Annotated in this window: 22 protein-coding genes; 15 read left to right on the top strand and 7 right to left on the bottom strand. The window is 69.5% G+C overall.

Translation table 11 applies throughout. The annotated features are described in order from the left end of the window. Nucleotides 1–20: 20 nt before the first annotated feature. Together DIE02_RS17615 and pxpB are read right to left on the bottom strand one after the other, a co-directional pair. Nucleotides 21–1,088, bottom strand: a complete 1,068-nt coding sequence (locus tag DIE02_RS17615; protein WP_124520540.1) for a biotin-dependent carboxyltransferase family protein — start codon at nt 1,086–1,088, stop codon at nt 21–23. After that, nucleotides 1,085–1,741 carry a 5-oxoprolinase subunit PxpB gene (pxpB, locus tag DIE02_RS17610; protein WP_044847862.1) on the bottom strand — a complete coding sequence of 219 codons (657 nt, stop codon included), beginning with the start codon at nt 1,739–1,741 and terminating at the stop codon, nt 1,085–1,087. The genes DIE02_RS17615 and pxpB overlap by 4 nt, the downstream gene beginning before the upstream one ends. Nucleotides 1,742–1,889: 148 nt before the next feature. On the opposite strand from pxpB, the gene DIE02_RS17605 reads away from it, so the two are divergent. Then, nucleotides 1,890–2,402 (top strand): winged helix DNA-binding protein, encoded by a 513-nt coding sequence (locus DIE02_RS17605; RefSeq protein ID WP_059448486.1) that lies wholly within the window; start codon nt 1,890–1,892, stop codon nt 2,400–2,402. 71 nt (nt 2,403–2,473) lie between these two features. Here DIE02_RS17605 and DIE02_RS17600 read toward each other — a convergent pair whose 3' ends face one another. Further along, nucleotides 2,474–3,079, bottom strand: a complete 606-nt coding sequence (locus DIE02_RS17600; protein ID WP_044847864.1) for a 5-formyltetrahydrofolate cyclo-ligase — start codon at nt 3,077–3,079, stop codon at nt 2,474–2,476. 8 nt (nt 3,080–3,087) lie between these two features. On the opposite strand from DIE02_RS17600, the gene DIE02_RS17595 reads away from it, so the two are divergent. From DIE02_RS17595 to DIE02_RS17580, 4 genes are read left to right on the top strand one after another with little or no spacing between them, the layout of a single operon-like run. Further along, a complete protein-coding gene (locus DIE02_RS17595; RefSeq protein ID WP_124486656.1) occupies nt 3,088–5,040 on the top strand; it encodes a lytic transglycosylase domain-containing protein in 1,953 nt (650 codons plus the stop codon). A gap of 57 nt (nt 5,041–5,097) precedes the next feature. Beyond that, on the top strand, nt 5,098–6,060 hold the full coding sequence (locus DIE02_RS17590; RefSeq protein ID WP_044847866.1) for a complex I NDUFA9 subunit family protein: 963 nt from the start codon (nt 5,098–5,100) through the stop codon (nt 6,058–6,060). Between the two features lie 54 nt (nt 6,061–6,114). Then, the gene (locus DIE02_RS17585) at nt 6,115–6,762 is read left to right on the top strand and encodes a glutathione S-transferase family protein (RefSeq protein ID WP_124486655.1); all 648 of its coding nucleotides are present in this window, start codon (nt 6,115–6,117) and stop codon (nt 6,760–6,762) included. Next, entirely contained in the window at nt 6,759–8,000 is a 1,242-nt protein-coding gene (locus DIE02_RS17580) for a multifunctional CCA addition/repair protein (protein ID WP_124486654.1), read from the top strand. The genes DIE02_RS17585 and DIE02_RS17580 overlap by 4 nt, the downstream gene beginning before the upstream one ends. 88 nt (nt 8,001–8,088) lie before the next feature. Here the strand turns inward: DIE02_RS17580 and DIE02_RS17575 are convergent, their stop codons facing one another. Then, nucleotides 8,089–8,901: a helix-turn-helix domain-containing protein gene (locus DIE02_RS17575; protein WP_124486653.1), complete on the bottom strand. Its 813-nt coding sequence runs from the start codon at nt 8,899–8,901 to the stop codon at nt 8,089–8,091. Nucleotides 8,902–9,333: 432 nt separating this feature from the next. Between DIE02_RS17575 and DIE02_RS17565 the strand changes: the two genes are divergently transcribed. Then, nucleotides 9,334–11,184: a M24 family metallopeptidase gene (locus DIE02_RS17565; protein ID WP_124486651.1), complete on the top strand. Its 1,851-nt coding sequence runs from the start codon at nt 9,334–9,336 to the stop codon at nt 11,182–11,184. A gap of 198 nt (nt 11,185–11,382) precedes the next feature. Here the strand turns inward: DIE02_RS17565 and DIE02_RS17560 are convergent, their stop codons facing one another. The 3 genes from DIE02_RS17560 to flgA all read right to left on the bottom strand — a co-directional run bounded on the left by DIE02_RS17560 (nt 11,383) and on the right by flgA (nt 13,680). Then, nucleotides 11,383–11,823, bottom strand: coding sequence for a flagella synthesis protein FlgN (locus DIE02_RS17560; RefSeq protein WP_039317824.1), 441 nt, complete (start codon nt 11,821–11,823; stop codon nt 11,383–11,385). 85 nt (nt 11,824–11,908) lie between these two features. Continuing rightward, complete coding sequence (flgM, locus tag DIE02_RS17555; RefSeq protein WP_124486650.1) at nt 11,909–12,241, bottom strand: flagellar biosynthesis anti-sigma factor FlgM; 333 nt, start codon at nt 12,239–12,241, stop codon at nt 11,909–11,911. A 119-nt stretch (nt 12,242–12,360) separates the two neighbouring features. Beyond that, on the bottom strand, nt 12,361–13,680 hold the full coding sequence (gene flgA, locus DIE02_RS17550) for a flagellar basal body P-ring formation chaperone FlgA (protein WP_124529596.1): 1,320 nt from the start codon (nt 13,678–13,680) through the stop codon (nt 12,361–12,363). A gap of 205 nt (nt 13,681–13,885) precedes the next feature. On the opposite strand from flgA, the gene DIE02_RS17545 reads away from it, so the two are divergent. The 9 genes from DIE02_RS17545 to flgJ all read left to right on the top strand — a co-directional run bounded on the left by DIE02_RS17545 (nt 13,886) and on the right by flgJ (nt 21,418). Continuing rightward, on the top strand, nt 13,886–14,374 hold the full coding sequence (locus DIE02_RS17545) for a flagellar basal body rod protein FlgB (protein ID WP_124486648.1): 489 nt from the start codon (nt 13,886–13,888) through the stop codon (nt 14,372–14,374). Between the two features lie 37 nt (nt 14,375–14,411). After that, nucleotides 14,412–14,837 carry a flagellar basal body rod protein FlgC gene (flgC, locus tag DIE02_RS17540; RefSeq protein ID WP_044847874.1) on the top strand — a complete coding sequence of 142 codons (426 nt, stop codon included), beginning with the start codon at nt 14,412–14,414 and terminating at the stop codon, nt 14,835–14,837. Between the two features lie 67 nt (nt 14,838–14,904). Beyond that, nucleotides 14,905–15,651, top strand: coding sequence for a flagellar hook assembly protein FlgD (locus DIE02_RS17535; protein WP_044847875.1), 747 nt, complete (start codon nt 14,905–14,907; stop codon nt 15,649–15,651). Between the two features lie 28 nt (nt 15,652–15,679). Beyond that, nucleotides 15,680–16,921, top strand: a complete 1,242-nt coding sequence (gene flgE, locus DIE02_RS17530) for a flagellar hook protein FlgE (RefSeq protein WP_044847876.1) — start codon at nt 15,680–15,682, stop codon at nt 16,919–16,921. A 20-nt stretch (nt 16,922–16,941) separates the two neighbouring features. Further along, the gene (flgF, locus tag DIE02_RS17525) at nt 16,942–17,700 is read left to right on the top strand and encodes a flagellar basal-body rod protein FlgF (protein ID WP_044847877.1); all 759 of its coding nucleotides are present in this window, start codon (nt 16,942–16,944) and stop codon (nt 17,698–17,700) included. A gap of 35 nt (nt 17,701–17,735) precedes the next feature. After that, nucleotides 17,736–18,524, top strand: a complete 789-nt coding sequence (gene flgG, locus DIE02_RS17520; RefSeq protein WP_014895799.1) for a flagellar basal-body rod protein FlgG — start codon at nt 17,736–17,738, stop codon at nt 18,522–18,524. 21 nt (nt 18,525–18,545) lie between these two features. Further along, nucleotides 18,546–19,235: a flagellar basal body L-ring protein FlgH gene (gene flgH, locus DIE02_RS17515; protein ID WP_044847878.1), complete on the top strand. Its 690-nt coding sequence runs from the start codon at nt 18,546–18,548 to the stop codon at nt 19,233–19,235. Between the two features lie 5 nt (nt 19,236–19,240). Next, nucleotides 19,241–20,419, top strand: coding sequence for a flagellar basal body P-ring protein FlgI (locus DIE02_RS17510; protein WP_124486647.1), 1,179 nt, complete (start codon nt 19,241–19,243; stop codon nt 20,417–20,419). After that, the gene (gene flgJ, locus DIE02_RS17505; protein ID WP_044847879.1) at nt 20,420–21,418 is read left to right on the top strand and encodes a flagellar assembly peptidoglycan hydrolase FlgJ; all 999 of its coding nucleotides are present in this window, start codon (nt 20,420–20,422) and stop codon (nt 21,416–21,418) included. It begins immediately after the preceding gene. Nucleotides 21,419–21,437 lie beyond the last annotated feature (19 nt).

The raw sequence follows: 21,437 nt of genomic DNA, 5'->3' as shown, positions 1-21,437 counted from the left end.
TCGTCCTGCTTCCGTCATTGTCACGCTGCACGCGATTGCGCGCGGCGGCGCGTTTCCTCGCGCATCTCGATCGCGACGTCGATCTGGCGCAGATAGGCACGTTCTGCGACCAGGGCGGCGCGCGCGGCGTCGGGTGTCGTGCGCACGAAGCGGATCGGCAGGTTGAGCCGCGCCTGTGCGAGTTTCCAGAGATCCGCGCGGATCACCGTGCCGATCTTCGGATAGCCGCCGGTGGTCTGCGCATCGTGCATCAGCACGATCGGCTGGCCGTTCGGCGGCACCTGGATCGTGCCGGGCAGCACCGCGTGCGACAGCAGCTCGACCGGCCGCTCGCGCACCAGTTCGGCGCCGGCGAGACGATAGCCCATCCGGTTGCTGTTCGCGGTGACGAGCCATTCCTCGTCCCAGAACGCCTGCTGCGAATCGGCCGCGAACGACGCGTAGTCGGGGCCCGGGAGCACGCGCACGGGCATCGCCCACGGCGCATGCGCGGGCCGGTGGCGGCGCGGCGGTTCGTCGACGCGCACGAACGCGCACCACGCGGGCGCCTTCACGCCGAATTCGGGCGCGTCGGCCGCGAGGCAGCCGGCGCCGGCCGGCGGCACGCCGACCGGCAGCCGGTCGCCGTCGCGCAGCGCGCGGCCGCCGAGGCCGCCGAAGCGCGACGCGAGATCGGTGCTGCGCGAGCCGAGCATCGGCAGTACGTCGATGCCGCCCGCGATGCACAGGTAGCCGCGCATGCCGCGTTTCGCGGCCGGCAGCACGAGCGTCTGCCCGGCGTCGACCGGCAGGCTCCACCAGGAATACACGGGCCGGCCGTCGAGCGTCGCGCCGAATTCGGTGCCGGTGATCGCGATGCGCGTCGCGCGCGTGAAGCGGAACGCGGCCGGCCCGATCGTGATTTCGACGGCCGCCGCGTCGGGGCGGTTGCCGACCAGCCGGTTGCCGACCTCGAGCGCGAGGCCGTCGAGCGCGCCGCCCTGCGCGACGCCGAGATGGCGTGTGCCGCGGCGGCCGAGATCCTGCACGGTCGACAGCGGGCCGGCGCGGACGACCTCGATCGTGCCCGGTGCGGTGTTCTGGCTCATGTCGCGTCGACTCCGGCAATGGTGAAGCGCACGCGGTCGCCGGGCAGCAGCAGCGTCGGCTGCGGCCGTGCCGGGTCGAACAGCACGTGCGACGTGCGGCCGATCAGCTGCCAGCCGCCGGGCGACGTGGCCGGATAGATGCCCGTCTGCGCGCCGCCGATGCCGACCGAGCCGGCCGGCACCTCGAGGCGCGGGGCCGCGCGGCGCGGCGTGTGCAGCGACGCATCGAGGCCGCCGAGATACGCGAAGCCCGGCTGGAAGCCGACGAAGAAGACGACGTAGGCGCCCGCCGCGTGGCGCGCGACGACTTCGTCTGCCGACAGCCCGGTGTGCGCGGCGACGGCCGCGAGGTCGGGACCGGCGGCACCGCCGTATTCGACCGGGATGTCGATTTCCCGGCCGTCCGCGTGCTCGACGTCGGCGGTTTCCCACGCGTCGCGCAGCGCCGGCGTGAGCGAGTCGGCCGTCGTGGCGAGCGCGTCGAACACGATCGTCAGGTTGTTCATGCCCGGCACGACGTCGATCACGTCGGGCCACGCGCGCGCGACCTCGGCGACGGCCCAGACGCGGCGCTGGCAATCGAGCGTGGCGGGCGGCGGTACCTCGCAGACGAGGGCGGCATCGCCGAGCGGATAAATGCGGGGTTGCGTCATCGGACTGGCACGGTTCGGACGGCAATGTTAGCGCACATTGTCAATAAAATATCGACAACTTCCCAATAAGCGTTTTCGCCTAGCCCGTATGTCCGGGCTTCTGGCGTACACTCGGCACACCCTGTCATCCGGCTTGCTCCGCCTTTCCATGAAGCGTCCTGCGACCAAGATCGTGTCATCCGAACACCTCGTTTCCGATTCGAGCGCGGAGCTGTCGGAACTCGAATACGGGCTCATCATGGCCGGCAACGCATTCAACCGCTGGATGGTGCGCTGCATGTCGGCCGCGGGCGCGAAGGACATGACGGCGGTCGAGGTGTCGCTGCTGCATCACGTGAGCCACCGCGAACGCAAGAAGAAGCTCGCCGACATCTGCTTCGTGCTCAATATCGAGGATACGCACGTCGCGACCTATGCGCTGAAAAAACTGATCGCGCGCGGCTATGTGAAGAGCGAGAAGAGCGGCAAGGAGGTGTTCTTCTTCGCGACCGAGGCGGGCCGCGAGCTGTGCCTGAAGTATCGGGAGGTGCGCGAGCACTGCCTGATCGAGACGCTCAAGGACAGCGGCCTCACCAACGAGCAGATCGGCGACGCGGCGCAGTTGCTGCGCCACGCATCGGGCCTCTACGACACGGCCGCGCGCGCGGCGGCGTCGCTGTAAACGATTGCGGACGGGAGGGTGAGCGCGGTGACGCGCGGCATGCCGCTCACGCAGCAGCGCGCGCCGCGTCATCAGGCGGCCGGGTAAAGCGCGCCGTCGGTCACGATCCAGCGCATCGCGAGATCGTGCGCCTCGGCTGGCAGCGCATCGACGCGGCACGCTTCATACGCGATGCCGACCGTCACCGGCAGCGTGTCGCCGGGCCACACCGCGAGCGTGCGGTCGTAGTAGCCGCCGCCGTAGCCGAGCCGGTAGCGCTGCAGATCGAATCCCACGCACGGAATCAGCAGCAGGTCGGGCACGACGACGACGCCCGACGCCGGTTCCGGAATCCGGTGATGGCCTTCGCGCATCGGCGTATCCGCATCCCACGCATGGAACGCGAGCGGCGTGTGACGCTCGCCGATCACCGGCAGCGCGGCGCGGCGGCCCGTGCCGGCCGCGGCCCACGCGAGCACCGCGTCGCGCGCGTCGAATTCGCCCGGCAGCGGCCAGTAGAAGCCGACCGTCGCGGGCGCGAGGCGCTCGAGCAACAGGCGCAGCCGCGCGTCGAGCGCGGCGTTCGCGGCGGGCTGCGATGCGGCGTCGCGACGCGCGCCGGACAGCGTTTTGCGCAGCGCAACCTTCGGGTTCGGCACAGGGTTGCATGCTATGCTTTCGCTCACTTCGTGCTCCATTCATAACGATGTCGAACAGCCTTTTCCGAGTATATCGCGCGGTCGCGCTCACGCTTTCGGCCGCCGCGCTCGTCGCGGGCACGGCCGCGTGCGCCGCACCGGGCGACGACACGCTCGCCGGGGACGACCAGATCTTCGTGCAGCTGCGCGAAGCCGCGCGCCGCAACGACGCCGCGAAGGCCGCGCAGCTCGCGTCGATGATCCCGAACTATCCGGTCCCGTCCTACGTCGAGTATTTCCAGATCAAGCCGCAGCTGTTCGATTCGACCGGCCGCGCACGCGTCGACGCACCGGACGCGCCGGTGCAGTCGTTCCTGCAGCGCTACGACGGCCAGGCGATCGCCGACCGCCTGCGCAACGACTACCTGCTCGTGCTCGGCGCGCGTCACGACTGGCGCAACTTCGACGACCAGTACAAGCGCTTCGTGCTCGATGACGACACGCAGGTCAAGTGCTACGCGCTCGAATCGCGCGCGGCGCGCGGCGAGAACGTCGCCGAGGCGGCGCGTGCGCTGCTCGTCGAGCCGAAATACTACGGCGACGCCTGTGTCGACCTGATTACGGCGCTCACCGTCAACCAGCAGTTCACGAGCGACGACGTGTGGCAGCAGGCGCGCCTCGCGTACGAGCAGAACTACACGACGCTCGGCGGCAAGATCGTCGACGCGCTCGGCGCGCGCCCGGTCGGTTTCGACCAGGCGACCAGCGCGCCGCCGCTGTACCTCGCGCGCGGCGTCGGCCCCGACGCGGCCTCGCACCAGCTCGCGCTGATCGCGCTCGGCCGCATGGCGCGCAACGATCCGGACGCGGCCGCCGGGATGCTGACGTCGATCGCCGGCTCGCTGACGAAGCAGGAGCAGGCGATCGCGTGGGGCGCGATCGGCTACCAGGGCGCGATCAAGCGCTCGGCGCTCGCGTCGGTCTGGTATGCGAAATCCGCGAACGCGCCGCTGTCGAACCCGGGCTACGAATGGCGCACGCGCGCCGCGCTGCTCGCCGGCAACTGGCCGATGGTGCGCTGGTCGATCGAACAGATGCCGCCGTCGCTGCGCGACGATCCGGCATGGATCTACTGGCATGCGCGCGCGCTCAAGCAGAGCGGCGACACGCTGCAGGCGAACCAGGAATTCGAGCAGGTCGCGGGCCAGTACAACTTCTACGGGCAGCTCGCCGGCGAAGAGCTCGGCCAGCGCACGTCGATCCCGCCGCGCACGAAGGTGAGCGATGGCGACATCGACGCGATGAGCAAGATCCCGGGCTTCGCGCTCGCGCAACGCTTCTACGGGCTGAACCTGCGTCTCGAAGGCAACCGCGAATGGAACTGGCCGCTGCGCGGGATGACCGATCGCCAGCTGCTCGCGGCCGCCGAATACGGCAAGCGCATCGACCTGCTCGACCGCACCGTCAACACGGCCGACCGCACGAAGGCCGAGCACGACTTCACGCTGCGCTACCCGTCGCCGTACCGTGACATCGTCGAGCGCTACGCGCAGTCGTCGGGCCTCGACATCGAATGGGCATACGGGCTGATCCGCCAGGAGTCGCGCTTCATCACGAACGCGCGTTCGTCGGTCGGCGCGGGCGGCCTGATGCAGCTGATGCCGGCCACCGCGCAGCTCGTCGCGAAGAAGCTCGGGATGGGCACGATCACGCGTGCGCAGATGCACGACATCAATACCAACATCCAGCTCGGCACCTGGTATCTGGCGGACATCTACAACAACTTCGACAGCTCGCCGGTGCTGGCAACCGCCGGCTACAACGCGGGCCCGGGCCGGCCGCGCCAGTGGCGCCAGGTGTTGACGCAGCCGGTCGAAGGCGCGATCTTCGCGGAGACGATTCCGTTCAACGAGACGCGCGACTACGTGAAGAACGTGCTGTCGAACACCGTCTACTACGCGGCGCTCTTCGAGGGCAAACCGCAGTCGTTGAAGAAACGCCTAGGCATGATCTCGCCCTGATCCGCAATCTTCACACTGCCGCGCGAGACGCGGCAGTGTTCTTTTGAGGACCCGAACATGGATCGCCAGACCGTCGCGCTGCTGGGCGGCACCGGCTTCATCGGCAGCCGGCTCGTCAACGCGCTGATCGACGCCGGCAAGCAGGTGCGGATCGGCACGCGGCGGCGCGAGCACGCACGCCACCTGCAGATGCTGCCGGTCGAGATCGTCGAGCTCGACGCGCTCGATACGCGCACGCTCGCCCGGTTCGTCGCCGGCGCGCATGCGGCCGTCAATCTCGTCGGCGTGCTGCACGGCGGCCGTGGCACGCCGTACGGGCCCGGGTTCGAGCGCGCGCACGTCGCGCTGCCGGCCGCGCTGGCCGCCGCGTGCGTCGAAGTCGGCGTGCGGCGCGTGCTGCACATGAGCGCGCTCGGCGCCGATTCGCACGGCCCGAGCATGTACCAGCGCTCGAAGGGCGACGGCGAGGCCGCGCTGCATGCGGTCGCGGCGACCGATTCGCTCGCGCTGACGATCTTCCGCCCGTCGGTCGTGTTCGGCCCCGGCGACGCATTCCTGAACACGTTCGCGAACCTGCAGCGCACGCTGCCGGTGCTGCCGCTCGCGATGCCCGATGCGCGCTTCCAGCCGGTGTTCGTCGGCGATGTCGTACGCGCGTTCGTCAACACGCTGGATCTCGCGGCCGCGCACGGCAAGACCTACGAACTCGGCGGCCCGACCGTCTACACGCTCGAGCAGCTGGTGCGCTATTGCGGCACGCTGGTCGGCCGGCAGGCGCGCATCGTGCGGCTGCCCGACGCGCTCGCGCGGCTGCAGGCGAGCGTGTTCGAATGCCTGCCCGGCGAGCCGGTGATCACGCGCGACAATCTCGCGTCGATGTCGGTGCCGAACGTGCTGTCCGGGCCGCTCGCACCGGAACTCGGGATCTCGCCCGCGAGTCTCGAGAGTATCGCGCCCGCGTATCTCGGCCATGCCGCGCGGCGCTCCCGCTTCGACTGGTTCCGCTCGCGCCGCCGCTAGGCGCCGCGGACCGTCGCTTCCGTCATTCACTTTCGCGCTTTCCGGAACACCGCCATGAAACTCGTCATTGGAGACAAGAACTACTCGTCGTGGTCGATGCGGCCGTGGCTGCTGCTCGCGCATTTCGGCATCCCGTTCGACGAGATCGTGATCGAGCTGCGCCGCGACGACACGGCCGCGCGCATCCGCGAGTATTCGCCGACCGGCAAGGTGCCGTGCCTGATCGACGACCACGGCGTCGCGATCTGGGATTCGCTCGCGATCGCCGAGACGCTCGCCGAGCGCTATCCGCAGTTCCCGATGTGGCCGGCCGATCCGCTCGATCGCGCGCATGCGCGCTGCATCTCGGCCGAGATGCATTCGGGCTTCGCCGCGCTGCGCACGCAGATGGGAATGAGCGTGCGCGCGTCGATGCCGGGGCGCGGCGCGACGCCCGAGGCGCTCGCCGACGTCGCGCGCATCGACGCGCTGTGGAGCGCGTGCATCGAGGCCTCGGGCGGCCCGTTCCTGTTCGGCGAATTCGGCATCGCCGATGCGATGTATGCGCCCGTCGTGATGCGCTTCAACACGTATGCGCCGGCGCTGTCGCCGGAAGCGGCCGGGTATGCGGCGCGCGTGACGGCACTGCCGGCGGTGCAGCGCTGGATCGATGGCGCGCGCCGCGAAACCAACGTGATCGCCGAATACGAACCGACGCCATGAACATCTACGCAGTAGGCGGAGCGATCCGCGACGAATTGCTCGGCGTGCCGGTGCAGGACCGCGACTACGTGGTGGTGGGCGCGACGCCCGAGCAGATGGCCGCGCAGGGCTTCCGGCCGGTCGGCAAGGATTTCCCCGTGTTCCTGCATCCGGGCACGCAGGAGGAATACGCGCTCGCGCGCACCGAGCGCAAGACGGCGGCCGGCTATCACGGCTTCCAGTTCTACTATGCGCCGGACGTGACGCTCGAAGAGGACCTCGCGCGGCGTGACCTGACGATCAACGCGATGGCGCGCGAAGTGAGCCCGGAGGGCGCGCTGGTCGGCCCGGTGATCGATCCGTTCGACGGGCAGGCCGACCTGCGCGCACGCGTGTTCCGGCATGTCGGCGACGCGTTCGTCGAGGATCCGGTGCGGATCCTGCGGATCGCGCGCTTTGCCGCGCGCTTCGCCGATTTCACGGTCGCGGACGACACGCTCGCGCTGATGCGGCGGATGGTCGACGCGGGCGAAGCGGATGCGCTGGTGCCCGAGCGCGTGTGGCAGGAGATCGCGCGCGGGCTGATGGAGGCGAAACCGTCGCGGATGTTCGCGGTGCTGCGCGAGTGCGGCGCGCTCGCGCGCATCCTGCCCGAGGTCGACGCGCTGTGGGGCGTGCCGCAGCGCGCCGACTATCACCCGGAAGTCGACACCGGCGTGCACGTGATGATGGTCGTCGACTATGCGGCGAAGCAGGGCTATTCGCTGCCGGTGCGCTTCGCGGCGCTCACGCACGATCTCGGCAAGGCGACGACGCCCGCCGACGTGCTGCCGCGCCATGTCGGCCACGAAGGCCGCAGCGTCGACCTCATCAAGCCGCTGTGCGAGCGGCTGCGCGTGCCGAACGATTGCCGCGATCTCGCGCTGGTGGTCGCGCGCGAGCACGGCAACCTGCATCGCGTGATGGAAATGGGCGCGGCCGCGCTGGTGCGCTTCTTCGAGCGCAGCGACGCGCTGCGCAAGCCGGCGCGCTTCGCCGAGATGCTGCAGGCGTGCGAAGCGGATGCGCGCGGCCGGCTCGGGCTCGACACGCAGCCGTATCCGCAGGCCGAGCGGCTGCGCGTGGCGCTGGTGGCGGCGCGCAGCGTCGACGCGGGCGCGATCGCGCGCGGTGTCGGCAACGATGCGATGCAGATCAAGGACGCCGTGCATCGCGCGCGGGTCGAGGCCGTCAAACAGGCGCTGGCGATCGCGGAATAGGGGGGAATCGGGTTGCGAATCAGGCCGTGAATCGATTCCGCAAATCGTGCGGACCGTGCCGAGCGGTGCGCCGCCCGGCCGCCAGCCGTCATTTCTTCATGCGCTTGGCGGTGCGGCGCGCCGGCGTGGCGGCAGCCGGACGTTTGCCGGTGGCCGCGCGGGACTTCCCGGCAGCCGTCTTGGCCGCGGCGCCGGCCGGCTTGTCGGCGGGCTGCGCGGCGTCCGCGTCGCGCTCCCGCTTCGGTGACGGTTCGCGGCGGCTCACGCGCGGCTCGCCCGGCGTCGCGCCGGCATCGCGCGCGAGCAGCCTGATTTTCATCGCGGCGGACCCCAACTCGGCGCAGTTGTCGTCGAAGAGGGGCAGCGTGCCGACCGCGATCAGCTCCGCGGGCCCGTCGCCGACGTTCGCGACGCGATGGCGCTTCCTCGCGTCGAAGTGCAGCGAATCACCGGGCGACAGCGGGTAATCCTTCTTGCCGATCGTGTAGCAGAGCCGGCCGGTCAGCACGTACACGAACTCGTCGCCGCCGTGCGCGACCCATTCCGACCGGTAGCCCTCCATCATCCGGACCTTGAGCGCGTTGATCTGGCTGCCGTCGAAGGTGGTGGACAGCCGCTCGTACCACTGCGACGCGGCGTCGACCGCGTACGGTTCGCGGCGGCCCGCGTGCGAGTCGGGCTGCGCCTGGCGCGGCTGGTCGATCAGCGTGCCGAGCGGTACGTCGAGCGCTTTCGCGACGTTGACCAGCGATGACAGCGAGATACCGGTCAGATGGCGCTCGACCTGCGACAGGAACCCGACCGACAGGTTCGCTTCGGTCGCGACTTCCAGCAGCGTTTTCTTCGCTTCCCGGCGCAGGCGGCGAATGCGCTGGCCGATACGCATGATGTCTGAATCCATGGATCTCTTTCGTGGCAACGAGTCGGGAGGCGAGCGAGGGGGCGGTGCAGTCGCCGGACGTTGCCGTTCCGCGAATCGCACGAAGCACGGCCGTCGGGACGACGATGCGGGCGCATTGTACCGTGCAGTCGCGCCGGTCCGCCGCCACGCCGCGCACGGCGGTGCCGCCGTCGCGCACCTCACGCATCGGCAATTTTAGCCCTACGAAAATTTTAGCTTGACCTCAATTTCACCGTGCTCTAGATTCTGTCGCACGCATCAAACAAAGTTAAGTGAGACAAAAATTTCCCCGAAAGCCTGCCGCTGGAACGGCGCCACGGCCCGGCTGCCCGCCGGGCCGCGCGTCGTCCGCGCGGGCAGCGTGCCGCGCGAGGCGTGCGCCATGCCGCGTGACGCCGCCGGCCGCCGACAACAATCCATAACGGGTATCCGATGATCGATCGACTGAAATACAGCTTCTCCGGCCTTCCCCCGTACGACGCGTCCGTCGCCGACACGCAGGCCGGCCTGTCGCGCCTGCTCGACGCCACCCGGCTCGACGCGGTCGTGGTCACGTCGCAGGACGAATACATCACCGAATACCTGCCGCGCCGCAACAACCCCCGCTACGCGCTGTCGGGTTTCGACGGCTCGGCCGGCTGCGGCATCTTCCTGAGCGCGGCGACCGCCGAGGCGCTCGGCGTGCCGCCGTTCGTGCTGTTCGTCGACGGCCGCTATCACCTGCAGGCCGAACAGCAGTGCGACCCGGCGCGCGTGCGCATCGAGAAGCTCGGCATGAACGTGACGATCTGGCAGGCGCTGGCCGACTGGCTGCTCGCGCACGCGAGCCGGCTCGCGCGGGTCGGCTACGACGCGCTGCGGATCAGCGTCGCGCAGCGCGACCGGCTGGTCGAGCAGACGCAGGCGGCATCGCTCGACTGGACGAGCCTCGTCGAGCGCGAGATCGACCGCGCGATCGCGCTGCCGGGCTGGGTGGTCGAGCGGCCGATCTTCGAGCTGCCGGACGCGATGACCGGCGCGAGCGTCGCGCAGAACCTCGACGCGCTGAACCGGCGGCTCGCCGCGCACACCGGCGCTGCGCCCGGCACGACCGCGTTCTTCACGTGCGCGTCGGACGACCTCGCGTACCTGCTGAACAGCCGCGGCTATCACATCCCGAATGCGTCGTCGCACCTGGGCTTCCTGTTCGCTATCGGCGAGCAGGTCGCGCTGTTCCTGCCGGAGGGCTGCGACCGCTGCCCGGTCGAACTGGCGTCGTATCCGGCGCTGCACGTGATCCGGCGCGACTTCGCCGAACTCGAGCGCTTCCTCGCGCGGTTCGCGGTCGAGCACGTGTGTTACGGCTTCGAGTCGGTCAACTGCGCGCTCGTCGAGTCGGTGCGCCGCGTGTGGCCGCACGCGCGGCACGCCGACTTCAATCCGGTCGAGGCGCTGCGCGCCGGCAAGACGCCGGCGGTGCTCGACCGGTTCCGCGACGCGTTCGCGCGCAGTTCGGCGGCGATCGCCGAAACGATGCGCTGGGCGAAGGCCGGCGAGCCGGGGCAGCGCCATACCGAGTACGACCTGGCCCGCACGATCAACGACGCGTACGGCGCCCGCTCGGCGGTCGCGCTGACCTTCCCGTCGATCGCGGCGAACGGCGCGAACAGCGCGTTCGCGCACTACACGGCGGCGAGCGCCGACGTCGAGCTGACCGAAGGCGAACTCGTGCTGCTCGACAGCGGCGCGTATTACGACGCCGGTTTCGCGACGGACTGCACGCGCGTCGTGCTGCGCCGCACGCGGCCGGAGACGGTCGCGCAGCCGTGGCAGCGCGAGATTTACACGGTCGCGCTGAAGGCATGCATCAAGGGGCTCGTCACGCGCTTCCCGAAGACGGCGACGGGCGGCGACGTCGACGCGGCGGTGCGCCAGGTGTGCCGCGACCACGGCTACGATTTCGGTCACGGCACCGGGCACGGTGTCGGGATCCACGTGCACGAGGGCGGCGTGCGGTTCGCGCCGGGCGCGCAGTACGGCCTGGTGCCGAATGCGGTGATTTCGGTCGAGCCGGGCATCTACGTGCCGGGCAAGGGCGGCGTGCGGATCGAGAACATCGTGATCGTGCGCGCGGACGACGACGCATCGGACACCGTCGCGTTCGAGAACATCGTCACGGTCGGCTACGACTGGGACCTGATCGACGTCGAACTGCTGAACGACGACGAGCGCGCGTACCTGCGCGACTACGAACGGCTTTGCGTGGAACGCGGCACGCAGGTCACTGCGTGTCCGCTGCTGTAAGGCGGGGAAGGGGCGCGCGGCCGCAGGCGGGCCGCGCGATGCAAGCGCGGCGCGTCGATGCGCCGGCGTGATCGGTCCGTCGGGAATCCGTACGTCGGAGAATCGGTACGTCAGTGAAACGGTACGTCAGAGAATCGGTGCGTCAGGGAATCGGTGCGTCAGGGAATCAGTACGTCGGAGAATCAGTACGTCGGAGAATCAGCGCATCAGCGCCGATACCCGCCCGTCGGGCCCGTAGACGCCGGCCGGCGCGGGCGCCGAGCGCAGCACCGCGAGCGCGCGCTCGTTGTAGTCCATCCGGATCCGGATCAGCATCCCGTTGGTCGCATTGGCCTGGCGCGCGCGTTCGGCGGCCTGCAGCAGCAACTGCCAGCGGCCGGCGAGGCGTGCGTCGCGCTCGGCGGCCTGGTCCATCCCTTTCTTGCCGGCCGGAAAGCCGAGCGCTGACAGCTGCGTGTCGCGCGTGCGCTCGAGCTGCGCGAGCCGGTCGATCAGCGCGCTCTTCTTCTCGACGATGCCGGGCAGCATTTCAAGCGGCTCCGGCGTCGTCAGCGCCTTTTCCTCGTAGGCGAGCAGGGACGCGAACGCTTCGACCGTCGCGTGTTCGTCGTTGACCGTGGCCAGCAGCTCTTCTCTCATCGCGTCATGCTCGTCGCGCCGGCACGCGGGGCCGCATGCCGGCAAACCAGGGGACCGGTCAGGGCGTGACGGGCCCCGGGCCGGCTCAGTTGCCCTGCGAGCGCTGCTGTTGCAGCAGGTCGCGGGCGGTATTCAATACGCCGTCGGCGATCTTGTTCACGTCGATCGTCAACGTGCCGTTGTTCAGCGCGTCCTTGATCGACTGGACGAGGGCCGTGTCGATGTCGGCGCTGCCGGAGGCCGACAGCGAACGCAGCTGGCCGGACAGACCCGACAGGTTCACGCTCGCGTCGCCGCTGGTCGATCCTGCGTCGGCCGCCTGCGCGGACGACGACGAAGCCGCGCCGGATTGCGCGCGGGCCGCGCCGTTGCCGGTCGACGCGAGTGGGCTCGGGTTCGGAGTGGAATCGATCTTCACGATGGGGTTTCCTGGACGGTATGACCCAGATAACGGCCGGGTCGGCCCGAACTTTAGCATCGTGAGCCCGAAATTCTCCGAATAAACAATTCTTTACAATCTTGCGGTGCGATCCGGCCCTACAGCGGAATTTCGACGGTCCCGGCATCCTTGACGATCGCCGTGACGATTTGCCCCGCGGCCATCCGGATCCGCACCGACTGTCCCGGCGCCGCATTCGCGAGCGCGCTGCCCTCGGCCGAGATCGTGAAGCCGGGCCCGGCCGCGACGACCCGCACCGTCTGGCCGGCGGACACCGACGCGGCGCTCTTCAACATGTCCTGGCGCAGCGGCAGCCCGGCCGAGATCCGCGCCAGCGCGGTCGCGCCGACCGCCTGCGCGGGATCGGTGATCACCGCGAGCGGAAGGACAGTCAGGTCGCCGTCGCGCGCGACGAGGTCGGCCGCGGTGAGCGGCTCGCCGGGCGCGATCTGGCGCGCGGCGACGTAATAGGTGGCCTGCACGGCAACCTTCGCCTGCAGGTAGACGGTCCACGGCCGCTCGCCCGCGCAGCGCACGCCGACCGTCGTGCGGCCCCACAGGCGCGCGCCGGTCGGCAGGAACGGCTCGAGCGTCGTGCACGCGGCGAGCCCGCGCGGAAACGCGGCCGCGACGGTCGCGGTCGTCTTGCCCGGCAGGCCCGCGACCTGCTGCTGCAGGAATGCGAGCGCCGTGCGCCGGATCGTGTCGGGGTCCTGCTGGCCGGGCGGTGTCGCCGGCTGGGGCGCGGCGGCTACCTGGGGCGGGTTGGCGGCAGCCGCCGGTGCGCGCGGGGCCGGCGCGGCTGAAGCGGCGCGGGCCGCGGTGAGGCGCGCGGCGATGGCCGGTCGCGCGGAATTCGATGCCGGGTCGGCCGCGCCGGCGACGACGGTCGCGACGGCGCCCGGATCGGCGGCGCGCCGGGCACCATAACCTGCGTTCGAGGCGTTCGAGGCGTTCGAGGCGTTCGAGGCGTTCGAGGCGTTCGAGGCGTTCGAGGCGTTCGCGGTGGTCGTGGCGTTCGTGCGCGCGGCGGCGTAGGCGGGGCGCGGCGTCGGCGTCGGCGCCGGCGCCGGCACGGCAGCCGGCGGCGGGACGTTCATCACGACCATCGAGCCAGCCGGCTGCGCCGCGTAGCCGGCCGCGGCCACGCCCGTCACGCCGGCAGCACCACCCGCACCACCCGTCATGGCCACGCCGGTACCCGAAGCCGTCCCCGAATTCCCGCCGAACTGACCGCCGCTCGCCGCGTTCGCCTGCGCGAGCGCGGTCTCGGCCGTTTCGCCGCGGCCGGGAATCACGATCATCCCGTCGTCCGCGTGCGCGGCCGGCACCGCGAGCCACAGCGCCGCGGCGAGCGCGAACGCACGCGACCTGCGCGTGCCGCGTCCGTGGTTGCCGCGAAGTGCGCTGCCTGTCATCGCCGTGTCCTCGAAGCCGTTGATCCGATTCGCATTCTAGGGAGCCGGGCCGTCGCGCAAACGATGAATAGAGGGGGCCTTTGCCGCGTTATTCGTCCGATTGCCGGTTGCGCCCGCCGCCTACCATCGCTGTCATGGAAAAAAGCCCCTTGGGTCGCCATCCGGCGCAACGGGCGTGCAGCGCTTCATACGGAGAGACGCACACATGCTGGACAAACTCGATGCCGAATTCGCGTTCGGCCGACAGGCGCTCGACGTGCGCGCCTATCGGCAGGAATTGCTGTCGTCGAACATCGCGAACGCCGACACACCCGGCTACCAGGCCCGCGACACCGATTTCGCGTCGACCCTCGCGCGCTCGCTGAAGCAGGCCGGCGGCGGCCTCGCGCCGAGCAACGCCGCGCAGCTGCCGATGGCGCAGCCGGCCGGCGTGGCGAGCGGGATGACGATGGTGTCGACGGCACCCGGCCACATGGCCGGCACCGCGAAGCTGATGCCGGCCGGCGGCCCGGCCGACGACTACGGCCGCGCGCAGTACCGGATGCCGCTGCAGCCGTCGCTCGACGGCAACACGGTCGATCTCGACGTCGAGCGCGTGCAGTTCGCGAACAACGCGCTGCACTACGAAACCGGGATGACCGTGATGACCCAGCAGATCAAGGCGATGATCGCCGCGATCTCGACGAACTCGTAAGCGCAACCGAACTCGAGCACAAGCACCAGGAGCCTCCATGCCCTCGTTGATGAACATCTTCGGCGTCGCCGGTTCGGCGCTGTCCGCGCAATCGCAGCGCCTGAACGTCACCGCGTCGAACCTCGCGAACGCCGACAGCGCGACCGGCCCCGACGGCAAGCCGTACAAGGCCAAGCAGGTCGTGTTCGCGACCGACCCGATGGGCGGCGCGCGCACCGCGTCCGGCCAGGGCGTGGGCGGCGTGCGCGTGACGAAGGTCGTCGACGATCCGTCGCCGATGAAGTCGACCTACGACCCGGCGAACCCGGCCGCCGACGCGAACGGCTACGTGCAGATGCCGAACGTCGATCCGGTGCAGGAGATGGTGAACATGATCTCGGCGTCGCGCTCGTACCAGGCCAACGTCGAGACGCTGAACACCGCGAAGACGCTGATGCTCAAGACGCTGACGATCGGCACGTAAGCCGCGCGCCGAGCGACCTTCCACACCCGGGCCCAGACCCGACCGTTTCGACACAAGGCTATCCAGGATGACTTCCTCCAGCACGACGATCGGCAGCAGCGGCACCAACGTGTCGACCCTGCCGACCGACACGATGAACACCAACAACGTGTCGACGACCGGCACCTCGGCGAGCGACCTGCAGGCGACGTTCCTGAAGCTGCTCGTCACGCAGCTGCAGAACCAGGATCCGACGAGCCCGGTCGACAGCTCGCAGATGACGTCGCAGCTCGCGCAGATCAACACGGTGAGCGGCATCGCGCAGCTGAATACGTCGCTCACGTCGCTGTCGACGCAACTTGCGGCCGGCCAGCAGACGCAGGCCGCGCTGCTGATCGGCACGAACGTGCTCGCGCCGGGAAACAGCGTCGCGGTGAAGAGCGGCGCGGCATCGCCGTTCGGCGTGTCGCTCACGAGCGACGTGTCGAACCTGACGATCACCGTGAAGAACAGCGCGGGCGTCGTCGTGAACACGATCAACGCGGGCCAGCAGTCGGCCGGCACGGTGCCGTTCAACTGGACGCCGACGGATACGGCCGGCAACGCGCTGCCGGACGGCAAGTACACCGTGAGCGCGCAGTACACGGGCAGCGACGGCAAGACGTACGCGCCGACCGTGCTCGCGGCCGCGCAGGTACAGAGCGTGATCAAGCAGGCCGACGGCACGGCGGGGCTCGTGCTGTCGAACGGCACGACGGTGGGCTTGACCCAGGTCGCGTCGATTTTCCCGAACACCGCGTCGTCGTCGTCCGGCGGCACGACCACCAGCAACTGATCCAGCTTTCTCGAAAACGGAGACCGAAATGGGTTATCAACAGGGTCTGAGCGGCCTCGCCGGCGCATCGAACGCGCTCGACGTGATCGGCAACAACATCGCGAACGCGAACACGGTCGGCTTCAAGTCGAGCACCGCGCAGTTCTCCGACATGTACGCGAACTCGCTCGCGACGTCGGTCAACACGCAGATCGGGATCGGCACGACGCTCGCGTCGGTGCAGCAGCAGTTCGGCCAGGGCACGATCAACACGACGAACTCGTCGCTCGACGTCGCGATCAACGGCAACGGCTTCTTCCAGATGTCGAACAACGGCGTGACGACATACTCGCGCGACGGCACGTTCCAGCGCGACAAGAACGGCTTCATCGTCAACTCGGCGGGCGCGAACCTGATGGGCTACGCGGCCGGCAAGAACGGCGTGCTGAACACCGCGCAGACCGTGGCGCTGCAGGCGCCGACGACCAACATCGCGCCGACCCCGACGACCAAGATCACCGGCCAGTTCAACCTGAACTCGCAGGACACGGTGCCGGCCAAGACGCCGTTCGACCCGACCGACACCACGACGTACAACTATTCGACGTCGATCCAGGTGTACGACTCGCTCGGCGGCTCGCAGGCGGTCAACATGTATTTCGTGAAGTCGGCGGCCGGCTCGTGGGAAGCCTACGCGGGCGTGCAGGGCGGCACCGCGACCGACCTCGGCACGGTCACGTTCGACACGTCGGGCGCGATCCAGAGCACGACGCTGCCGGGTTCCGCCACGCCGACCGCATCGCTCGGCCAGTTCCAGTTCACCGTACCGACCACCGACGGCTCGGCGACGCCGCAGAACCTCACGCTCGACCTGACCGGCACCACGCAGTACGGCGGCAAGGACGGCGTGAACAACCTCGCGCAGGACGGCTACGCGAGCGGCACGCTGACGACCTTCTCGATCGGCTCGGACGGCAAGCTGACCGGCAACTACTCGAACGGCCAGACGGCGGTGCTCGGCCAGATCGCGATCGCGAACTTCAACAACCCGAACGGGCTGACCAGCCTCGGCGGCAACCAGTACGCCGAGACGGCCGCGTCGGGCGTGCCGCAGATCTCCGCGCCGGGCAGCACGAACCACGGCACGCTGCAGGGCAGCGCGCTGGAGAACTCGAACGTCGACCTGACGTCGCAGCTCGTCAACCTGATCACCGCGCAGCGCAACTACCAGGCGAACGCGCAGACGATCAAGACGCAGCAGACCGTCGACCAGACGCTCATCAACCTGTAACGCGCGGATAACCGGCAGCCATGGACCGACTGATCTACACGGCGATGACGGGCGCGTCGCAGTCGCTCGACCAGCAGGCGATCGTCGCGAACAACCTCGCGAACGCGTCGACGACGGGTTTTCGCGCGCAGCTCGCGACCTACCGCGCGGTGCCGATGAATTTCGGCGACGGCAGCAACATCGACCCGACGACGACGCGCACCTACGTGCTCGCGTCGACGCCCGGCGCGGATTACGCGCCGGGTCCGATCACGCGCACCGGCAACCCGCTCGACGTCGCCGTGCAGGGCGCCGGCTGGCTGTCGGTGCAGACCGCCGACGGCAGCGAGGCGTACACGCGCGCCGGCAACCTGCACGTCGATGAAAACGGCCAGCTCGTCAACGCGAGCAACCTGCCGGTGCTCGGCAACGGCGGCCCGATCTCGGTGCCGCCGAACGCGGAAGTGACGATCGGCAAGGACGGCACGGTGTCCGCGCTGATGCCGGGCGACCCGCCGACTGCGGTCGCGATCGTCGACCAGATGAAGCTCGTGAACCCCGACCCGGCCACGCTCGCGCGCGGCAACGACGGGCTGTTCCGCACCGCCGACGGCAATCCGGCCGACGCCGACCCGACCGTGGTCGTCACGCCGAATTCGCTCGAAGGCAGCAACGTGAACCCGGTGACCGCGATGGTCGCGATGATCGACAACGCACGGGCGTTCCAGCTGCAGTCGAAGCTGATCCAGACGGCCGACCAGAACGAGCAGTCGGCGAACCAGCTGCTCAACTTCAGCTGAGCGGCCCGGCCCTCGCACCCAGGAGAAGATTCAACATGAACCGTTCGCTCTACATTGCCGCCACCGGCATGAATGCGCAGCAGGCGCAGATGGACGTGATCTCGAACAACCTCGCGAACACCAGCACGAACGGCTTCAAGGCGTCGCGCGCGGTGTTCGAGGATCTGCTGTACCAGACCATCCGCCAACCGGGCGCGAACTCGACGCAGCAGACCGAGCTGCCGTCGGGCCTGCAGCTCGGCACCGGCGTGCAGCAGGTCGCAACCGAGCGCCTGTATACGCAGGGCGGCCTCACGCAGACCGGCAACTCGAAGGACGTCGCGATCAACGGCGCGGGCTTCTTCCAGGTGCTGATGCCGGACGGCACGAACGCGTACACGCGCGACGGCTCGTTCCAGACCAACGCACAGGGCCAGCTCGTCACGTCGAGCGGCTACCAGATCCTGCCGGCGATCACGGTGCCGCAGAACGCGCAGTCGCTGACGATCGGCAAGGACGGCGTCGTGTCGGTCACGCAGCCGGGCTCGAGCAACGCGGTGCAGATCGGCTCGCTGCAGATCGCGACCTTCATCAACCCGGCCGGCCTCGAGGCGAAGGGCGAGAACCTGTTCGCCGAGACCACGTCGTCGGGCGCGCCGAACGTGTCCCAGCCGGGCCTGAACGGCGCGGGCGTGCTCAACCAGGGCTATGTCGAGGCGTCGAACGTGAACGTCGTGCAAGAGCTCGTCAACATGATCCAGACGCAGCGTGCCTACGAGATCAACAGCAAGGCCGTGACGACGTCCGACCAGATGCTGCAGACCGTCACGCAGATGAAGAGCTAACCGGAACGTCCCGTCGTCGCCATGAAGCAGGTTCGCCTCCTCCCGTCAGCCCCCGTTCGCGCCGCGTGCGCGGTCGCGGTGGCCGCGCTCGCCGGTTGCGCGCAGATTCCGCGCGACCCGATCATCCAGCAGCCGATGACGGCGCAGCCGCCGATGCCGATGTCGATGCAGGCGCCCGGCTCGATCTACAACCCCGGCTATGCGGGGCGGCCGCTGTTCGAGGATCAGCGGCCGCGCAACGTCGGCGACATCCTGACGATCATGATCGCGGAGAACATCAACGCGACCAAGTCGTCGGGCGCGAACACGAACCGCCAGGGCAACACCGACTTCAACGTGCCGACGGCCGGCTTCCTCGGCGGGCTGTTCGCGAAGGCGAACCTGTCGGCGGCCGGCACCAACAAGTTCGCGGCCACCGGCGGCGCGAGCGCGGCGAACACGTTCAACGGCACGATCACGGTGACCGTCACCAACGTGCTGCCGAACGGCAACCTCGTGGTCAGCGGCGAGAAGCAGATGCTGATCAACCAGGGCAACGAATTCGTGCGCTTCTCGGGGGTCGTCAACCCGAACACGATCTCGGGCGCGAACTCCGTCTATTCGACGCAGGTCGCCGACGCGAAGATCGAATACTCGTCGAAGGGCTACATCAACGAAGCCGAGACGATGGGCTGGCTGCAGCGCTTCTTCCTCAACATCGCACCGTGGTGATGACGATGCAGCAGCCTCTTTTCCACCGCCTGTCGTCCCGTGCGCGTGCCGTCGCGCGGATCGCCGCCGCGTTCGTGCTGGCGGCGTGCGCGCTCGGCGCGGCACCCGCGCACGCGGAGCGCCTGAAGGACCTCGCGCAGATCCAGGGCGTGCGCGACAACCCGCTGATCGGCTATGGCCTCGTCGTCGGCCTCGACGGCACGGGCGACCAGACGATGCAGACGCCGTTCACGACGCAGACGCTCGCGAACATGCTCGCGAACCTCGGCATCTCGATCAACAACGGCTCGGCCAACGGCGGGCCGTCGTCGCTGAACAACATGCAGCTGAAGAACGTCGCGGCCGTGATGGTGACCGCGACGCTGCCGCCGTTCGCGCGGCCGGGCGAGGCGCTCGACGTGACCGTGTCGTCGCTCGGCAACGCGAAGAGCCTGCGCGGCGGCACGCTGCTGCTCACGCCGCTGAAGGGCGCGGACGGGCAGGTGTACGCGCTCGCGCAGGGCAACATGGCGGTCGGCGGCGCGGGCGCGAGTGCGAACGGCAGCCGCGTGCAGGTGAACCAGCTCGCGGCCGGCCGGATCGTCGGCGGCGCGATCGTCGAGCGGGCGGTGCCGAACGCGATCGCGCAGATGAACGGCGTGCTGCAGCTGCAGCTGAACGACATGGACTACGGCACCGCGCAGCGGATCGTGTCCGCGGTCAATTCGAGCTTCGGCCCGGGCACCGCGACGGCGCTCGACGGCCGCACGATCCAGCTCGCCGCGCCGGCGGATTCCGCGCAGCAGGTCGCGTTCATGGCGCGCCTGCAGAACCTCGACGTGAGCCCGGACAAGGCCGCCGCGAAGGTGATCCTGAACGCGCGCACCGGCTCGATCGTGATGAACCAGATGGTCACGCTGCAAAGCTGCGCGGTCGCGCACGGCAACCTGTCGGTGGTCGTCAACACGCAGCCGGTGGTGTCGCAGCCGGGGCCGTTCTCGAACGGGCAGACGGTGGTCGCGCAGCAGTCGCAGATCCAGCTGAAGCAGGACAACGGCGCGCTCAAGATGGTGACGGCCGGCGCGAACCTGGCCGACGTCGTGAAGGCGCTGAACACGCTCGGCGCGACGCCGGCGGACCTGATGTCGATCCTGCAGGCGATGAAGGCGGCCGGCGCGCTGCGCGCAGACCTGGAGGTGATCTAAATGGCGGCGAATCTTCCGAACGCGAACGACCTGACGCAGCGCTTCGCCCTCGACGTGCAGGGCTTCGACGCGCTGCGCGCGCAGGCGAAGCAGTCGCCGCAGGCCGGTGCGAAGGCGGTCGCGGGCCAGTTCGACGCGATGTTCACGCAGATGATGCTCAAGAGCATGCGCGATGCGTCGCCCGACGGCGGGCTGCTCGATTCGCACACGTCGAAGATGTACACGTCGATGCTCGACCAGCAGCTCGCGCAGCAGATGTCGAAGCGCGGGATCGGCGTGGCCGACGCGCTGATGAAGCAGCTGCTGCGCAACGCGGGGCAGGGCACGGGCAGCGACACGGCGGCCGACGCGGGCGCGGCCGGGCTCGCTGCGGCGGGCCTGGGTGCGGCCGGCTCGGGCACGTCGGGCAACGAAGGCAGCCTCGCCGCGATGAACGCGATGGCGCGGGCCTACGCGAACGCGGCGAACAACGGCGGGCTCGCCGGCTCGCGCGGCTACACGGCCGGCAGCGCGCTGACGCCGCCGCTGAAGGGCGCGAGCGGCGTGCAGGACGCCGACGCGTTCGTCGACCGGCTCGCCGGCCCGGCGCAGGCGGCGAGCGCGACCACCGGCATCCCGGCGCGCTTCATCGTCGGCCAGGCCGCGCTCGAATCGGGCTGGGGCAAGCGCGAGATTCGCGCGAGCGACGGCTCGACGAGCTACAACGTGTTCGGCATCAAGGCGAACAAGGGCTGGACGGGCCGCACGGTGTCGGCGCTGACGACCGAATACGTGAACGGCACGCCGCGCCGCGTCGTCGCGAAATTCCGCGCGTACGACTCGTACGAGCACGCGATGACCGACTATGCGAACCTGCTGAAGAACAACCCGCGCTATGCAGGCGTGCTCAGCGCGAGCCGCAGCGTCGAGGGTTTCGCGCACGGAATGCAGAAGGCCGGTTACGCGACCGACCCGAATTACGCGAAGAAGCTGATCTCGATCATGCAGCAGATCGGCTGACGGGGCAGGGCCGCAACGG

Origin of the sequence: Burkholderia sp. Bp8991, assembly GCF_003853795.1 — a bacterium.
Lineage (GTDB): Bacteria > Pseudomonadota > Gammaproteobacteria > Burkholderiales > Burkholderiaceae > Burkholderia.
The sequence above is the reverse complement of the archived record's forward strand: the minus strand, read 5'-3'. Positions and strand labels throughout refer to the sequence as shown.

Excerpts from the sequence above, each read along its gene's own strand:
- DIE02_RS17615 (WP_124520540.1), bottom strand. The coding sequence starts at position 1,088 with ATGAGCCAGAACACCGCACCGGGCACGATCGAGGTCGTCCGCGCCGGC.
- pxpB (WP_044847862.1), bottom strand. The coding sequence starts at position 1,741 with ATGACGCAACCCCGCATTTATCCGCTCGGCGATGCCGCCCTCGTCTGC.
- DIE02_RS17605 (WP_059448486.1), top strand. The coding sequence starts at position 1,890 with ATGAAGCGTCCTGCGACCAAGATCGTGTCATCCGAACACCTCGTTTCC.
- DIE02_RS17600 (WP_044847864.1), bottom strand. The coding sequence starts at position 3,079 with ATGGAGCACGAAGTGAGCGAAAGCATAGCATGCAACCCTGTGCCGAAC.
- DIE02_RS17595 (WP_124486656.1), top strand. The coding sequence starts at position 3,088 with ATGTCGAACAGCCTTTTCCGAGTATATCGCGCGGTCGCGCTCACGCTT.
- DIE02_RS17590 (WP_044847866.1), top strand. The coding sequence starts at position 5,098 with ATGGATCGCCAGACCGTCGCGCTGCTGGGCGGCACCGGCTTCATCGGC.
- DIE02_RS17585 (WP_124486655.1), top strand. The coding sequence starts at position 6,115 with ATGAAACTCGTCATTGGAGACAAGAACTACTCGTCGTGGTCGATGCGG.
- DIE02_RS17580 (WP_124486654.1), top strand. The coding sequence starts at position 6,759 with ATGAACATCTACGCAGTAGGCGGAGCGATCCGCGACGAATTGCTCGGC.
- DIE02_RS17575 (WP_124486653.1), bottom strand. The coding sequence starts at position 8,901 with ATGGATTCAGACATCATGCGTATCGGCCAGCGCATTCGCCGCCTGCGC.
- DIE02_RS17565 (WP_124486651.1), top strand. The coding sequence starts at position 9,334 with ATGATCGATCGACTGAAATACAGCTTCTCCGGCCTTCCCCCGTACGAC.
- DIE02_RS17560 (WP_039317824.1), bottom strand. The coding sequence starts at position 11,823 with ATGAGAGAAGAGCTGCTGGCCACGGTCAACGACGAACACGCGACGGTC.
- flgA (WP_124529596.1), bottom strand. The coding sequence starts at position 13,680 with ATGACAGGCAGCGCACTTCGCGGCAACCACGGACGCGGCACGCGCAGG.
- DIE02_RS17545 (WP_124486648.1), top strand. The coding sequence starts at position 13,886 with ATGCTGGACAAACTCGATGCCGAATTCGCGTTCGGCCGACAGGCGCTC.
- flgC (WP_044847874.1), top strand. The coding sequence starts at position 14,412 with ATGCCCTCGTTGATGAACATCTTCGGCGTCGCCGGTTCGGCGCTGTCC.
- DIE02_RS17535 (WP_044847875.1), top strand. The coding sequence starts at position 14,905 with ATGACTTCCTCCAGCACGACGATCGGCAGCAGCGGCACCAACGTGTCG.
- flgE (WP_044847876.1), top strand. The coding sequence starts at position 15,680 with ATGGGTTATCAACAGGGTCTGAGCGGCCTCGCCGGCGCATCGAACGCG.
- flgF (WP_044847877.1), top strand. The coding sequence starts at position 16,942 with ATGGACCGACTGATCTACACGGCGATGACGGGCGCGTCGCAGTCGCTC.
- flgG (WP_014895799.1), top strand. The coding sequence starts at position 17,736 with ATGAACCGTTCGCTCTACATTGCCGCCACCGGCATGAATGCGCAGCAG.
- flgH (WP_044847878.1), top strand. The coding sequence starts at position 18,546 with ATGAAGCAGGTTCGCCTCCTCCCGTCAGCCCCCGTTCGCGCCGCGTGC.
- DIE02_RS17510 (WP_124486647.1), top strand. The coding sequence starts at position 19,241 with ATGCAGCAGCCTCTTTTCCACCGCCTGTCGTCCCGTGCGCGTGCCGTC.
- flgJ (WP_044847879.1), top strand. The coding sequence starts at position 20,420 with ATGGCGGCGAATCTTCCGAACGCGAACGACCTGACGCAGCGCTTCGCC.